This is a genomic window from Rhodanobacter sp. T12-5 (assembly GCF_008329435.1).
Lineage (GTDB): Bacteria > Pseudomonadota > Gammaproteobacteria > Xanthomonadales > Rhodanobacteraceae > Rhodanobacter.
The window spans coordinates 263220-277964 of sequence record NZ_NPKN01000004.1; the positions used below are offsets into that span (position 1 = coordinate 263220).

Sequence of the window (14745 nt, forward strand, 5' to 3'; positions counted from 1 at the left end):
GTCGCGGCCTTGCGTCCTGCATGCTCGCCGCGATCGTCAGCTTGGCCGGCTGCGCCACCTATACCGACCTGCCGCTGGACACCGGCGCCGGCGCCGCCGGCGTGTCGCAGCTCACCGCGCCGACATCGGTCATGCCGCTGCCGGCGCTGTCCACGCATCGCTTCGATCCGGCCGATGGCCTGGACGTCACCGAGGTGGCGATGCTGGCCGTTGCCAACAGTCCCGATCTGCGACTGAAGCGCGACGAGCTCGGCATCGCCCGGGCGCAGGCGTTTGCCGCCGGCTTGCTGCCCGATCCGCAGTTGGGCTTGTCGGGGGATTTTCCGCGCCGGTCCGGCGCCGGTCTCGTCACCGGCTACAGCCTTGGCCTCAGCGAAGACATCAGCGCCTTGCTGACGCGTTCCTCGCGCCGGGCGGCAGCGCGCAGCCAGGCCAGCCAGGTCAACCTCGACCTGCTGTGGGCCGAGTGGCAGACGGTGGCGCAGGCGCGGCTGCTGTTCGATCAGGTAGTGAACCTGCACGCGCAGCAGGCCCGGCTCGCGCGCGAGCAGGAGGCCCTGGCCACGGTCAGCGGCTACATCCATGCCGCGCTGCAGGCGGGCAACCTCACCTACGACAGCGCCAGTGCCGGCTTGAACGCCGAGGCCGACGTGCACAAGCGGTTGGCCGATACCGCGATCGCACTGCATCAGGCGCAGAGCGATCTGCACCGCCTGCTGGGCCTGGCGCCGACGGCCCGGCTCGACCTGGTCGGTGCGCCCTATGCCAGCCAGCCCACGCCGGCGCAGGTGCAGACGGCGCTCGATGACCTGCCGCGGCGGCGCCCGGATCTGCTCGCCCTGCAGGCCGGCTACCAGTCGCAGCAGGCCAGGCTGCGCAGCGCGATCCTGGCGCAGTTCCCGGCGCTGAACATCGGCTTCAACACCGCGCGCGACACCAGCGCGGTGTATACCAACGGCCTCGACATCGGCATCACCCTGCCGCTGTTCGACCGCAACCGCGGCAACATCGCGATCGAACGGGCGACCCGCCAGCAACTGCATGACGACTACACGGCGCGCCTGCTCGACACGCGCAGCGACATGCAGAGGATCAGCCGCGACCTGGCCACGCTGGATGACCAACTCGCCACGCTCGCCGCACATGCGCAGCAACTCGACCAGGCCCGCGCATCCGCCGAACGCGCCTGGCAGGCCGGCACGCTGGACTGGCCGACCTATCTGGCGATCCGCGGAAACGCCCTTGGCGCCGATCTCGACCTGCTGAGCACACGGCAGCAACGCGCCATGCAGTCGATCGCGCTGGAAGCGCTGCTCGGCAACACCGACCTGGTCAGTGCCCCTCCCGCCTCCACGCAAGCATCCACGCCATGAATCGTTCCTCCATCCTGCTCGTGCCGTGCGTCGTCCTGCTGTGCAGCCTGTTGTCCGGCTGCGGCAAGTCCGCGCCGGACGACGACGAGGCCGCCACGCCGGCAGGCGAGGTGGCGGTCACCACCGCCGTGCCGATCCAGCGAACCTTCCACGACAGCATCGAAGCCTGGGGCAGCGCGGCCGGCGACCCGCAGCACGCGCGGTCGATCAGCCTCGCCCACGGCGGCCAGGTCACCGCGCTGCAGGTGACGGCAGGTCAGAGCGTGAAGCGCGGGCAGCCGTTGCTGACGATCGCCCCGGACCCGGCCGCGCGCAGCGCGTATCAGCAGGCGCAGACCGCGTCGAACCTGGCTGCCGGTGAACTCAAGCGCACCGAACAACTGGCATCGCAGCGGCTGGCCACCCAATCGCAGCTGGCGACCGCGCGCAAGGCGCTCGCCGATGCGCAGTCGGCGCTCGCGGCGCAGCGCGCACTCGGCGGCGCCGCCACCGAAACCATCGACGCACCGGCCGATGGCGTGGTCACCGGCTTGCAGGTCGGGCTCGGCGAACGGGTCGCCGCGAATGCGCCCCTGCTCAGCTTCACCCCGGCCCACGCCCTGCTCGCCGTGCTCGGCGTGCAGCCGGAAGATGGTGCGCGGCTGCGTCCGGGCATGCCGGTGCAATTGCAGCCGGTGTATGGCGCGCGGCGCACCTTTGCCGGCACGCTGCGCATGGTCGGCCAGTCGATCGATCCGCAGACCCATCTGCTCAACGCCCAGGTCGAGTTGCCGGCCGACGCCAGCGCCAGCCTGGTCGCAGGCGCGCCGCTGGATGCGCAGATCCGCACCGCGGATTTCACCGCATGGTCGGTGCCGCGCGCGGCCGTGCTGCATGACGAACATGGCGACTACCTGTTCCAGCTCGAACAAGGCCACGCCAGACGGGTCGAGGTGAAACTGCGCAGCGCCCAGGGCGACCCGGTCGGCGTCGACGGTCCGCTCGACGCGAAGGCGAAGGTCATCGTGCTCGGCGTATACGAACTCAACGACGGCGACGCGGTGCGGGAGTCGGCCAAGTGAGTCTCACCGCATGGATGCAACGGCATCGTCGCTCGCTGCTGTTCCTGGCCCTGATGCTGGCGCTCGGCGGCATCGCCAGCGCGTTCCTGATGCCGGTGGCGCTGTTCCCCAACGTGTCGTTCCCGCGCGTGCAGCTGACCCTCGACGCGGGCGACCGGCCGGCCGACCAGATGGCGATCGCGGTGACCACGCCGGTGGAGGAGGCGGTGCGCCGGGTGCGCGGCGTGCGCGACGTGCGTTCCACCACCAGTCGCGGCAGCGCGGACATCGCGATCACGTTCGACTGGGGCGCGGACATGGCCGCCGCGCTGCAGGAGGTCAACGGCGCGGCGAGCCAGGTGCTGCCGCAGCTGCCGCCCGATACCCGGCTGTCGACCCGGCGCATGGATCCGACCACCTTTCCCGTGCTGGCCTACAGCCTGCGTTCGCACACGCTGTCGCCGGGCGCGCTGCACGACCTCGCCGAATACCAGTTGCGCCCGCTGCTGAGCGGCATCGACGGCGTCGCCCACGTCGACGTGCAGGGCGGCGACGTGGCCGAATTCCACGCGGACGTCGACCCGGGCAAGCTGCGCGCGCTCGACCTGAGCCTGGCCGAGGTGTCGGCCGCGGTCAGCCACGCCGCCACGATCCAGGCGATGGGGCGGGTCTCCGATCACTACAAGCTCTACCTGTTGCTGGCCGACAACCAGCCGAAAACCGTCGCCACGCTGCGCGACATCGTGTTGCGCGCCGGCCCGGCCGGCGTGGTGCGACTGGGTGACGTGGCACGGGTCAGCCTGAGCCACGTGCCGCAGTGGGTCCGGGTCAACGCCGACGGCCAGGACGCGGTGCTGCTGCAGGTCTACCAGCAGCCGGCCGGCAACAGCGTGCAGATCGCCAGGGATGTGAAACAGCGCCTCGCCGATTTCGCGCCGCAGATGCCGGCGGGGGTGCGGGTCGCCAACTGGTACGACCAGACCCAACTGGTCACCGGCGCGGCCAGCAGCGTGCGCGACGCGATCCTGATCGGCATCGTGCTCGCCGGCCTGGTGCTGTTCGTGTTTCTGCGCAATACACGGGTGATCCTGATCGCATTGATCGTGGTGCCGGCGGTGCTGGCGATCACCGTGCTGCTGCTGCGCGTGCTCGGGATGAGCTTCAACATGATGACGCTGGGCGGCATGGCCGCGGCGGTCGGGTTGATCATCGACGACGTGATCGTGATGCTCGAGCACATCATGCGCCGGCTCAACCAGGGCGAGGGCCAGGTGCATGAACGCATCGCGGCGGCGGCGTGGGAGTTCACCCGTCCGTTGACCGGCTCGAGCGCCGCTACCGTGGTGATCTTCCTGCCGCTGGCGTTTTTGACCGGCGTCACCGGCGCGTTCTTCAAGGCGCTGTCGCTGACCATGGCCAGCGCGCTGATCATTTCGTATCTGCTGACCTGGGTGGCCGTGCCGCTGCTGGGCGAGCGCTTTCTCGATCGGCGTCACCTCGCCGAACATCCGCCCTCGCGCTTCACCACGCGCATGATGGACGGCTATCAGCGCGTGCTCGATCGCTGGCTCAAGCGCCCCGCACTGGTGTTGCTGCTGGTGGTGCCGCTGCTGCTGGTTGGCGGCTTTGCGTATACCCGAGTGGCCACCGGCTTCATGCCGCAAATGGATGAGGGCGGTTTCATCCTCGACTACCTGTCCAGGCCTGGCACCTCGCTGGAGGAAACCAACCGCCTGCTCAACCAGGTCGAGACGATCATCCGCGCCAATCCCTACGTCGACACCTATTCGCGGCGCACCGGCCTGCAGCTCGGCGGCGGCCTCACCGAGGCGAACCAGGGTGATTTCTTCGTGCGCCTGAAGAGCGGTTCGCGACCCTCGACCGAAGAAGTGATGACCCAGGTGCGCACGGCGGTGGAGCAACAGGTGCCGGGCCTGGACATCGACCTGGCGCAATTGATGGAGGACCTGATCGGCGACCTGGTGGCAGTACCGCAACCGATCGAGATCCAGCTGTACGGTGACGACCCGGAACAACTGAATGCCACCGCCACCAAGGTTGCCGCGACGATCGGCAAGATCGCCGGCGTGGTCGGCGTGCTCGATGGCATCAACCCGGCGGGCGACGCGCTGACCGTGCAGGTCGACCCGGCCAGGGCGGCGCTGCAAGGGCTCGATCCGACCGCGGTCACCGACCAGGTCGCCGCTGCGATCGACGGTACCGTCGCCGCGCAGCTTCCGGTCGCCGGCAAGGTGGTTGGCGTACGCGTGCGCCTGCCGGATGGTGCGCACCAGCGGCTCGACCAGGTGGCGGCCTTGCCGATCCGCGCCGCGGACGGCCATCTGTTTCCGCTGTCGCAGGTGGCGACGCTGAAGCAGGTGCAGGGCCAGCCGGAAATCACCCGCGACAATCTCAAGCGCATGGTGGCGGTGACCGGACGCATCAGCGGGCGCAGCCTCGGCGCGGTGATCGGCGACGTCAAGCATGCGCTGGCGCAACCGGGCCTGTTGCCGAAGGGCATGTACTTCCAGCTCGGCGGTGTCTATCAGCAACAGCAGCAGGCATTTCGCGGCTTGACCATCGTGATGCTGGCGGCGATCGCGCTGGTGTTCACCCTGCTGCTGTTCCTGTACGAAAGCTTCCGCGTGGCGCTGGCGATCCTGGCGATGCCGCTGCTGGCGCTGCCCGGGGTGTTCGCCGGGCTGTGGCTGACCGGCATCGAACTGAACATCTCCTCGATGATGGGCATGACGATGATCGTGGGCATCGTCACCGAGGTGGCGATCTTCTACTTCTCGGAACTCCAGCAGACCGAATTGGAGCAGGCCGAGCAGAACGTCGCCCTGCACGATGCCTTGCACGAGGCCGGCAAGCACCGCACCCGACCGATCCTGATGTCCACCCTCGCCGCGATCCTGACCCTGCTGCCGTTGGCGCTGGCACTCGGCCAGGGCTCGCAGATGCAGCAGCCGCTGGCGGTGGCGATCATCTCCGGCATGTTGCTGCAGTTGCCGCTGGTGCTGCTGGTGATGCCGGTGCTGTACGCGCTGTTGCGTCGTCGCGACAAGGCGACTGCCAGTCAAAGTTCAACCGGACCTGCACTGCCAGGCTGATTCTTCCTGCCCTCGCTCCAAGGTGGCTGCCATGAAAAAACTGATTTGCTCGCTCCTGCCGGCCTCGCTGTTGCTGCTGACCCTCCCCGTGGCCGGCCACGCCGCTGCGCCGGCCCATGCACCGCGCCTGCTGTCGAGCCTGCCGCTGGGCGGCGCGGGCGGCTGGGATTACCTCAGCTTCGATGCGCCCCATCGACACCTGTTCGTCAGCCATGGCGATCGCGTGCTGGTGATCGATGTCGATCGACACAAGCAGGTCGGCACGATTGCCGACACGCAGGGTGTGCATGGCATCGCGATCGCCGACGATCTGCAGCGCGGCTTCACCAGCAACGGCAAAAGTGCCTCGGTGACCGAATTCGACCTGGGCAGTTTCAAGACGGTGGCGACCATCGGCGGCACCGGCGAAAATCCCGATGCCATCGTCTATGACAAACCCTCGCACCACGTATTGACGTTCAACGGCAAGAGCCACTCGGCCAGCGTGATCGATCCGGCGAAGGCCGCGGTGGTCGCCACGATCGACCTGCCTGGCAAACCCGAGTTCGCGGTGTCCGACGGTGCCGGCCACGTCTACGCCAACATCGAGGACAAATCCGAGCTGGTCGAGATCGACACCGCCAGCAACAAGGTGCTGCACGTGTGGCCACTGGCCCCGTGCGAGTCGCCCAGCGGGCTGGCCATCGATACCCGTCACCATCGCCTGTTCTCGGTCTGCGACAACCGGCGGATGGCTGTCACCGATGCCATCGACGGCCACCAGGTCGCCAGCGTGCCGATCGGCGACGGTCCGGATGCGGTGGTGTTCGATGATGCCGAGTCGATGATCTACAGCTCCAACGGCGAAAGCGGAACGATCACCGCGGTGCATCAGGACGATGCCGATCACTACCGGGTCAGCGCGACCATCCCCACCCGGGTCAGCGCCCGCACCGAGGCACTGGATCCGAAGCTGCACCGGCTTTACCTCTCCGCCGCGCGCTTCGGCGCCACCCGTCAGCCGAATGGCCGACACACGATCGTGCCAAACAGCTTCGGCATTCTGACGGTGGGGCGACCCTGATCATCGCGACCCATGGCCCGGACCGACTGGGCCAGATCGAACGCAGACAGTTCATGGAACCCACTCACGCCATGCGTGAGATGGGTCATGGCACGGGGCCCCGCCAGTCAACCCGCGCGGTACCACGCGGCGAGATGTGCAGGGACCCACCCTGCGGGCGATGCCTTTGCCATTGGCGCAAACAGCCTTCGCCCACGGGGGGGCTCCTACAAAATGCGCGAGGACAACATGTTGCTGCACCATTGTGCAGCCGCCGTCGCCACGCCCACGGCATCCATCCCGCGCGTATCCAGCGCGGCATTGGCGCCGCCATAGGGAGCGTACTTGGCCGGGTCGGTGACCGAAAACAACCCCAGCGTGGGCGTACCGCTGGCGGCAGCCAGATGCATGACGCCGCAGTCGGCGCTGATGACGCCATCCATGCAGGCGGTCATGGCCGCCATCCGATGTAAATTGCGTGAATAGTACGGAGTCAGTCGCGAGCCCAGTTGCGAGCGGCCATGGGCCGCCAGCAGATCAATCAACCGCACCTGCGGACACAACAAACTGAAGGTATCCACGAAACTTTGCCACCAGTCCTCGCTGTAGCACTTGGCGCCGGTCGCATTGGGGAAGATCGCCAGCGTTGCCCCGCACTGTTCGCGCGAGCCCCCGCACAGCCTTGCCAGGACCTGGGCCGCCGCGTGCTTTTCATCGGGCGTCAGATCGAGATTGAGTGGTGGATAGTCCGGTTGCGACGCTCGGCCACAAGCCTGACGCAGCAGGAACACACTGCGATGCGCCAGATGGTCGGGCCACGTCAGCGCGAACCACGCGGAGGCGGGATTCAACTTCGGGTCGGGAAATCCCAGCTTGTAACGGGCCTGCGCCAGCGCCAGCACGATGCGACCGGACTGCGATCCGTTGCAGGCATCGATGGCCAGGTCGTAACGGCATCGCCGCATGGCGCGCAGCACGCCAATCGACAGCCACAGATGGCGGGCGATCTTTCCCGGCAGCACGAACACGGTGCGGACGCTGAACCGATGGGCATACAGGCAGTCGGTCGCGTAGCTTCCCAGGATGTCGATTTCGGCACCAGGGTAGAGCGCCTCGATTTCCGCAATCAACGGACTGATCAGCACGCTGTTGCCGAGCCGGTGGTTGGGCCGGCACACCAGGACCCGGTGAATGCCGGCTTGCGGCAACCCGCCAGGTTCGCACAAGGCGTGGCCGACCCGACGAAACCTGCGGCGCAGGATCGAGGCCGCCCAGGCACGCCCCCGCGCATCCCATGAAATGGACGCTTTCCGGTTGTCGTCATCCGGCAGTGGCGCGGCGACGAGAGAACGGAGGGTGTCGAGGATGCTCATGGCAACAGCATGGCGCTCGTCGCTTTCAGCACGCTTATCGACTCGTAAGCATATGGTTAACCGGCTGGCAGCAGGCACTGCCGGTTCCTCATGCGATGGCACGAGCGCTCAGCGCCGCCAAGGCTCGCCGGCAACCTCATGCGCAGCGGTAGCAGCCGTGCAAGGCGGACCCGGGCAAGCCGGTCAGGCTTCCCGTGGAATGCTCACTTTCACCCGCAACCCGCGGCCGAACGGCGAATCGAGCAACTCGATGCTGGCGTCATGCAACTCGGCGGCGCGTTGCACGATCGACAGACCCAGGCCGTAGCCTTCGCCGCGACCGGTGGGCTCGCGGTGGAAGCGGGCAAACACCGTGGCACGCCGCTCCGGCGGGATACCCGGGCCGTCGTCGGCCACATCGATGAAGGTGAACTGCGCGTCCTGCGACAGCGTCAGTTGCACCTGGCCGCCCGCCGGCACATGACGCATGGCGTTTTCGATGAGATTGCGCAGCAGGGCCCCGAGCGCCGCCTCGTGACCACGCACCCAGATCGCCTGGTTGTCGTGGGTGAACCCCAGCTCCGCGCCGCTCTCGGCGATGACCGGCGTCAACTCCTCGATCACATCAATGGCCACGCCGACCAGGTCGATCGAACGGCACTGCTCCGAAGCCATGCCCGATTCCAGCCGGGCCAAGGCCAGCAACTGCTCGACCCGCCGCGCTAGCGCCGCCACGTTGTGTCGCGCACCGGCCAGACTCGTGGTGGCTTCCGCCGGATCGCTGGTCGCGGTGGCGCTTTCGATGTTCAACATGATCGAGGCCAGCGGCGTGCGCAGCTCATGGGCGACATCGGCACTGAAACGGTGCTCGCGTTCCAGCGCATCGGCCAGGCGTTGCAGCTGTCCGTTCAGTGCGTCCAGTACGGGCCGCAATTCCAGCGGCGCGTGTTCCAGCTCGATCGGCTTGCGGCTGCCCAGCGGGCGCGAGCCCAGCGCTCCCGTCAGCGATTCCAGCGGCCGCAGTCCGCGCTTGACCGCCCACCCCACCAGCAAGCCCAGCAGCGGCAGGCCGATCAGCAAGGACAAGGCATGGTCGAACCACAGCGCCCGCAGGATGTCGTGACGGCTGTCGTAGCGTTCGCCGGTGCGGATCACCACGCCATCGGGCTGGTCCTTGAGGGTGAACAGACGCCAGCGATATCCGCTGGCGTCGATGTCCCGAAAATTCGCATCGTCGGCCTGGGGAGGCGGCAACGCGGAAAGATTGGTGGTGGCCATGATCAACCGGCCAGAGGCATCGAACACCTGAAATCCGACTTCGGACTCGAACGAATACCGGCGCCGCTGCACGGCCGGAGCTTCCGGCACTTCGATCGGCACCAGCTTGTCGTCCTGATCGCGGCCGTGCAGCGCTTCGGTTCCTTCCTGCCCGATGATGACCTGCAGCGTGCGGGCGGACTGCGCCAGTCTTCCGTCGGACAGCTCATTGACCTCCTGCATGGTGCGCCGGAAGCTGAGCACCGCCAGCGGCAACAGCACCGCGATCATCACCAGGATGATCAACCAGCGCAGCCGGCCGCGCAGGCTCGACCTGATCATTCAACCTCCCGCGGGATCATGTAGCCGAATCCGCGCACCGTGCGCACGGTGTCGTAACTGAGCTTTCTGCGCAGCGTATGGACCAGTACCTCAAGCGCGTTGTCGCCGACCACGTTGTCCAGACCATACAGCGAATTGATCAGGCTTTCGCGACGCACCAGTTTTCCGGCGCGTTCCATCAGGATCTGCAACAGCGAGAACTCGCGCTTGGTCAGCTCGATCCGCTCGCCGCGAAACAGCACTTCGGACGTGCCCAGGTCGAGACTCAGCGCGCCGATTTCGATGCGATTGACGGCCAGGCCCTGCGCGCGGCGGGTCAGCGAGCGGATACGCGCCCCCAGCTCCTCCAGATGGAACGGCTTGATCAGGTAATCGTCGGCCCCCGCATCGAGCCCCCGCACGCGCGCATCCAGCCCGTCGCGCGCGGTCATCACGATCACCGGCGTCTTGACGTGGGTGCGTCGCGCCTCGACCAGCACCTCGAGGCCGTCCTTGCCGGGCAGGCCCAGGTCAAGCAGCACCAGGTCGGCGGTCTCGTCGCGCAGGGCGATCAGCGCCTCGCGGCCGTCGCGCAGCCAGCTGACCGTATAGGCGAGGCGCTCCAGTGCGCGCTGGATTGCCGCGCCGAGTTGCGGATCGTCCTCGACCAGGATGATGTGCACGGGCGGTTTCCCTCGATCGTGGATACAACAACGTGGGGCCCGAATGGCCATAACCTCTCGGCGTGCCGGGATTATCCATTCCTCCGCTTACGAAGTGCTTAAGCCCGTCGGAGTCGAAATGCACGCGATGGCTTGCCCGGAATCATGGCGCATCCGGCGCGCGCACCACCAGGATGTCGCCGGGCACCTTCACGATGCGCGACGAGTAGCGTGGCGCTGCGGTTCCGGCAGCCCGCGCACCGGGGGATCATTCCGCCGTCTTCGGTTGCTGCGGCACCTTGCGGATCTTGTCCAGCGGATAGCCCAGCGCCTGCACCCGGGCCAGCAGCGCGTCGTAGTCGGCCTGCGGGATGGTCGGCGTGCGCGCCATCACCCAGGTGTAGTCGCGTGCATCGCGGGCCACGATGACCTGGCTGTAGTCGTCCTTGAGGTAGGCCACGACGTACTGTGCCTTCAGCGGCCAGAACACCTGCACGCCCCACACCGCGTTGCCGCTGTCGGGCTCGACGATGCCGGTGGAGTGGATCTCCTTCTTTTTGCCGTCGAAGCTGCCTTCGCGGAAATGGAACGAAGTGGCGACGTCGCCATTGGGCTTGAGCGTGTAGACCTCGACAGCGTCGTACGCATTCTTTTCGAAGCGGGTCGGGATGGTCGCGATCACATACCAGTTGCCCATGAAACGGGGCAGGTCGACGTGCGCCACCGGTTTGATCGGCGGCAGCCGGCTGGCACAGGCGTTGGCACTCAGCAGCACGGCACAGGCCATCAGCAGGGTCTTGGAAAGTTTCATGGTCGTTCCGGACGAAGGTGGTGGTAAGGAACGTGGAGTCATGGCCGCACGAAGCGGTAGTGCGCGACCAGCCACTCCTGGCCGTCGGCGTAGCCGAACAGTTCGGCGCAGGACATCCAGAACATGCGCCAGCGCTGGAACCACAGTGGTGCGGCCCTGGCGCCATAAGCCTGGCCCAGCACCTGCATCACCTGCTCGCGATGGGCATCCTGGTTGGCCAGCCAGTGGTTGGCGGTGCGCTGGTAATGCGTGCCGTCGACCAGCCAGCGCTGCTCGATGTTCAGCGCCGACTGGAACCACAGCAGCGTGTCCGAGGCCGGCATCAGGCCGCCGGTGAAGAAGTGCCGGCCCATCCAGTTGTCGTCGCCGGTGGTCTCGAACGGGTACATCGCGGTCTTGTGCGCGAAGATGTGCACGAACAGCTTGCCGCCCGGTCGCAGCCACAGAGCGATGCGTTTCATCAGCACGTCGTAGTTGCGCATGTGCTCGAACATCTCGATCGACACGCAGCGGTCGAACTGCGCCGCTTCCAGTTCCAGCGCATTCACGTCGCAGGTGAGCACGCGCACGTTGAACAGTCCGCGCCGGCGGCACTGCGCCTCGATGTGTTCGCGCTGCGGCCTGGAGTTGGACACCGCGGTGATCCGCGCGCCGGGATAGCGCTCGGCCATCCACAAGGTCAGCGAACCCCAGCCGCAACCGAGTTCCAGGATCGACTGGCCGTTGGCCAGTTCGGCGCGCTCGCCGTACAGCCGCAGCATTGCCTCTTCGGCCTCCTGCAGCGACTCGTCGCCGCGCGGGTAGTAGCAGCTGGAGTATTTCAGGCGTTTGCCCAGGCACAGTTCGAAGAACGCCGGCGGCAGCTCGTAATGCTGCGCGTTGGCGGCATCGGTATGGATCGCCACCGGGCTGTGCCGCAGCATCGCGATGCGCTCGGCATAGCGCGCGGCCTGGGCGTCGAGGCCGCCGGCCTGTTCCTCGCGCAGGCGTTGCGCGCACAGCCGGCGAATGCCCTGGCGCAGCAGGGCATCGGGAAGTCGGCCGCGTTCGGCCATGCCCAGCAGGCCGGGCGCAGGGCGCTCGCTGGCCAGTTCATGGGAAGCAACGGTGTTCATCGTTCAGTCCTCTTTGGAAACCATGGAATCAGCGTCGGCGTGCTGCGCTGGTAGTCGCGATAGTCGTCGCCGCGGCTGCGCAACGCCTGCGCCTCGGTGTACGGCACGCCGCTGATCCAGCGCAGGAACACGTACATCACCAGCGGGCCGGACCAGGCCAGCCAGGCGATCGGCGAACCGACGACAAGGCAGACATAGGCAAACCAGTGCAGCCACTCGAAGAAATAATTCGGGTGGCGCGAGTAACGCCACAGACCTTCGCGACAGGTGCGACCCTTGTTGGCCGGGTTGTTGCGGAAACCGGCCAGCTGCGCATCGGCGATCGCCTCGCCGATCACGCTGAGCAGCCAGATCGCGGCTGCCGCGGACAGCCACCATCCGGACAGGTGCGGGTTGCGCGCCACTGCCACGAACGGCAGCGCGAACAGCACGATCAGCAAGGCCTGGAACTGGAAGAAGGCGAAGAACTTCCACTGGCTGCCGTGCCAGTGGGCGCGCAGGTTCTGGTAGCGGCCATCCTCCGGCTCGCCGCGCACCCGTCGCCACAAATGGACGGCCAGACGGCTGCCCCACAGGCCACCGAGAACGGCCAGCAGCAGCCGCGCCCACGGCGTGCCGCTGCCGGTGATCGCCAGCAGCACGGCGCTGCCACCCACGCCCGCGGCCCACAGCACGTCGACGATGCCGGCATTGGCGCGGCTGCGCTGCCAGCGCCAGCCCAGGCTCATCATGGCCGCCGCGAGCGCCCACACGATCAGCAGTTGCCAGCAGGCATTCATGCGGCATGCCCCCGTGCCGGCCGGGACGAAGCGGTCGTGCGCGACGACATCGAGACGCGCTTCGCCAGCCAGGCCAGCGCGGGGGTCGCCAGCGCCCAGCCGATGGCCAGCGCCAGCAAGCCGCGCCACGTCGGATCGGCAAAAGTCACCACGTGCCAGCCGCGTGCCGCGCCGAGATAGGCCAGCGGACCGCCGAGAAGCCCCAGCAACGCCGCCAGCCACAGGCGGTTCTGCAGGTGGCGCAGCGACTGGCTGAAGGTCAGCGCAAAAGTCACCCACAATGCCAGGATCCATGCCGGTGCCAGCGCCAGCCCGGGCCAACCGCTGGCGTAGCTGGCCAGGCCGCAGCGGATCAGCGCGCTGTCGAACAGGAAGCCGAGCACCAGTGCGGCCGCGATCAGGCTGAGGTCGACGCGGACGTTGCGCGCCAGCAGCAGTTGCGCCCCGGCGTACACCAGCATGCCGAGCACGCCCGGCCAGACCAGGCCGTGGCCGGCACCGATCACCGCGGCGAACCAGACCGCCTGGTAGCCGAGCAGGCTGAGCCAGAAACTCATACCGGCAGCTCCACGTGGCGGCTGATCTCCGGCAGCAGCGCGGCGCGACGATTGCCGGGCTTGGCCAGCAGCAGTTGCGCCACGCCGATCGAGCGCTCGCGGAAGCCGCCCTCGCAGTAGGCCAGGTAGAACTCCCACAGGCGAATGAAGTGCTCGTCGAAACCCTGCGCGCGCACCTGCGCCAGTTCCGCCATGAAGCGTTCGCGCCAGGCCTGCAGCGTCAACGCGTACGAACTGGCGAAGTCCTCCAGCTGGATCAGGGCCAGGTCGCTGGTGCGGGTCTTCGCCGCCAGCAGGGCGTTGATCGACGGGATGAAGCTGCCGGGAAACACATGACGCTTGATGAAGTCGACCGACTTCAGCGCCTGCGCGTAGCGATGATCCTCGATGGTGATCGCCTGCAGCAGGGCCAGCCCGTCGGGTTTCAGCAGGGCACCCAATTTTTCGAAATAGACGTCCAGATACGGCGCACCGATCGCCTCGACCATCTCGATCGAGACCAGCTTGTCGTACTGCCCGTCGAGGTCGCGGTAATCCTCCAGCAGCAGTTCCACGTGCGCGCGCATGCCGGCGGCCGCGACGCGTTTGCTGGCCAGCGCATGCTGTTCGCGCGAGATCGTGGTGGTGGTGACATGGCAACCGTAATGCGTCGCCGCGTACAGCGCGAAGCCGCCCCAGCCGGTACCGATCTCGATCACCCGGTCGGTGGGCTGCAGGTCCAGCTTGCGGCAGATCCGTTCCAGCTTGCGCGCCGAGGCGGTCTCCAGCGTGTCGGCCGGATCGGTCCAGATCGCCGACGAGTACATCAGGTCGCTCGACAGGAACAGGCCGAAGAAATCGTTGCCGAGGTCGTAGTGCGCTGCGATGTTGCGGCGGCTGCCGTTGCGGGTATTGCGGCGCAGCGCATGCCAGCCGCGCATCGCCATGCCGCCGAGGCGGGCCAGCCCGCTTTCCAGCCCGTCGAGCAGGTCGCGGTTGCGCAGCAGCAGCTGGATCAGGCCGACCAGGGCTTGCCCCGGACTTGATCCGGGGGCGTCGCACCGCCAGTGGCCGTCCATGTACGACTCGCCGGCACCGACGCTGCCGTTGCGCGCCACCGCGCGATAGAACTCGGGGTCCAGCACGTGCAGGTGGATCTGCAGGTCGGGATGCGCGCTGGCCGGATCGCCCAGCTCGACCGTGCCGCAGGCGTCCTTGAGCACCAGCCGGCCGTGGCGCAGTCCGCTCATCCGGTCGAGCAGTCGCTGGCGCAGGAAGCGGTCGATGGCGCCGAAGGGGGCGTTCCCGCCCGGGAGGGTGCTGCCGATGTCGTTCATGTCAGGT

General features: G+C 67.5%; 12 protein-coding genes. 4 read left to right on the forward strand and 8 right to left on the reverse strand.

Features of this window, described 5'->3' with window-relative positions:
• Positions 1 to 20 precede the first annotated feature (20 nt).
• Genes CIW53_RS10815 through CIW53_RS10830 form a run of 4 tightly spaced genes read left to right on the forward strand, consistent with a single transcriptional unit; the run spans position 21 to position 6589 of the window.
• On the forward strand, positions 21 to 1373 hold the full coding sequence (locus tag CIW53_RS10815) for a TolC family protein (RefSeq protein WP_242451857.1): 1353 nt from the start codon (positions 21 to 23) through the stop codon (positions 1371 to 1373).
• On the forward strand, positions 1370 to 2434 hold the full coding sequence (locus CIW53_RS10820; RefSeq protein WP_149364722.1) for an efflux RND transporter periplasmic adaptor subunit: 1065 nt from the start codon (positions 1370 to 1372) through the stop codon (positions 2432 to 2434). Before CIW53_RS10815 ends, CIW53_RS10820 begins: the two co-directional genes overlap by 4 nt.
• The gene (locus CIW53_RS10825; protein ID WP_149364723.1) at positions 2431 to 5526 is read left to right on the forward strand and encodes an efflux RND transporter permease subunit; all 3096 of its coding nucleotides are present in this window, start codon (positions 2431 to 2433) and stop codon (positions 5524 to 5526) included. The genes CIW53_RS10820 and CIW53_RS10825 overlap by 4 nt, the downstream gene beginning before the upstream one ends.
• A gap of 31 nt (positions 5527 to 5557) precedes the next feature.
• Positions 5558 to 6589: a YncE family protein gene (locus CIW53_RS10830; RefSeq protein ID WP_149364724.1), complete on the forward strand. Its 1032-nt coding sequence runs from the start codon at positions 5558 to 5560 to the stop codon at positions 6587 to 6589.
• A gap of 206 nt (positions 6590 to 6795) precedes the next feature.
• Here CIW53_RS10830 and CIW53_RS10835 read toward each other — a convergent pair whose 3' ends face one another.
• The 8 genes from CIW53_RS10835 to CIW53_RS10870 all read right to left on the reverse strand — a co-directional run bounded on the left by CIW53_RS10835 (position 6796) and on the right by CIW53_RS10870 (position 14738).
• Complete coding sequence (locus tag CIW53_RS10835; RefSeq protein WP_242451858.1) at positions 6796 to 8019, reverse strand: glycosyltransferase family 9 protein; 1224 nt, start codon at positions 8017 to 8019, stop codon at positions 6796 to 6798.
• Positions 8020 to 8124: 105 nt separating this feature from the next.
• Positions 8125 to 9519: an ATP-binding protein gene (locus tag CIW53_RS10840; protein ID WP_149364725.1), complete on the reverse strand. Its 1395-nt coding sequence runs from the start codon at positions 9517 to 9519 to the stop codon at positions 8125 to 8127.
• Positions 9516 to 10181, reverse strand: coding sequence for a response regulator (locus CIW53_RS10845; RefSeq protein ID WP_149364726.1), 666 nt, complete (start codon positions 10179 to 10181; stop codon positions 9516 to 9518). The genes CIW53_RS10840 and CIW53_RS10845 overlap by 4 nt, the downstream gene beginning before the upstream one ends.
• Positions 10182 to 10428: 247 nt before the next feature.
• Entirely contained in the window at positions 10429 to 10971 is a 543-nt protein-coding gene (locus CIW53_RS10850; RefSeq protein WP_149364727.1) for a lipocalin family protein, read from the reverse strand.
• Between the two features lie 38 nt (positions 10972 to 11009).
• Entirely contained in the window at positions 11010 to 12086 is a 1077-nt protein-coding gene (locus CIW53_RS10855) for a cyclopropane-fatty-acyl-phospholipid synthase family protein (RefSeq protein ID WP_149364728.1), read from the reverse strand.
• Entirely contained in the window at positions 12083 to 12865 is a 783-nt protein-coding gene (locus CIW53_RS10860) for a DUF1295 domain-containing protein (RefSeq protein ID WP_149364729.1), read from the reverse strand. The genes CIW53_RS10855 and CIW53_RS10860 overlap by 4 nt, the downstream gene beginning before the upstream one ends.
• Positions 12862 to 13422 (reverse strand): DUF2878 domain-containing protein, encoded by a 561-nt coding sequence (locus tag CIW53_RS10865; protein ID WP_149364730.1) that lies wholly within the window; start codon positions 13420 to 13422, stop codon positions 12862 to 12864. The genes CIW53_RS10860 and CIW53_RS10865 overlap by 4 nt, the downstream gene beginning before the upstream one ends.
• On the reverse strand, positions 13419 to 14738 hold the full coding sequence (locus tag CIW53_RS10870) for a cyclopropane-fatty-acyl-phospholipid synthase family protein (protein WP_149364731.1): 1320 nt from the start codon (positions 14736 to 14738) through the stop codon (positions 13419 to 13421). The genes CIW53_RS10865 and CIW53_RS10870 overlap by 4 nt, the downstream gene beginning before the upstream one ends.
• Between the last annotated feature and the right edge of the window lie 7 nt (positions 14739 to 14745).

Coding starts and splice junctions, on each gene's coding strand:
- CIW53_RS10820 (WP_149364722.1), top strand. CDS start 1,370: ATGAATCGTTCCTCCATCCTGCTCGTGCCGTGCGTCGTCCTGCTGTGC.
- CIW53_RS10830 (WP_149364724.1), top strand. CDS start 5,558: ATGAAAAAACTGATTTGCTCGCTCCTGCCGGCCTCGCTGTTGCTGCTG.
- CIW53_RS10850 (WP_149364727.1), bottom strand. CDS start 10,971: ATGAAACTTTCCAAGACCCTGCTGATGGCCTGTGCCGTGCTGCTGAGT.
- CIW53_RS10865 (WP_149364730.1), bottom strand. CDS start 13,422: ATGAGTTTCTGGCTCAGCCTGCTCGGCTACCAGGCGGTCTGGTTCGCC.
- CIW53_RS10855 (WP_149364728.1), bottom strand. CDS start 12,086: ATGAACACCGTTGCTTCCCATGAACTGGCCAGCGAGCGCCCTGCGCCC.
- CIW53_RS10870 (WP_149364731.1), bottom strand. CDS start 14,738: ATGAACGACATCGGCAGCACCCTCCCGGGCGGGAACGCCCCCTTCGGC.
- CIW53_RS10815 (WP_242451857.1), top strand. CDS start 21: ATGCTCGCCGCGATCGTCAGCTTGGCCGGCTGCGCCACCTATACCGAC.
- CIW53_RS10840 (WP_149364725.1), bottom strand. CDS start 9,519: ATGATCAGGTCGAGCCTGCGCGGCCGGCTGCGCTGGTTGATCATCCTG.
- CIW53_RS10860 (WP_149364729.1), bottom strand. CDS start 12,865: ATGAATGCCTGCTGGCAACTGCTGATCGTGTGGGCGCTCGCGGCGGCC.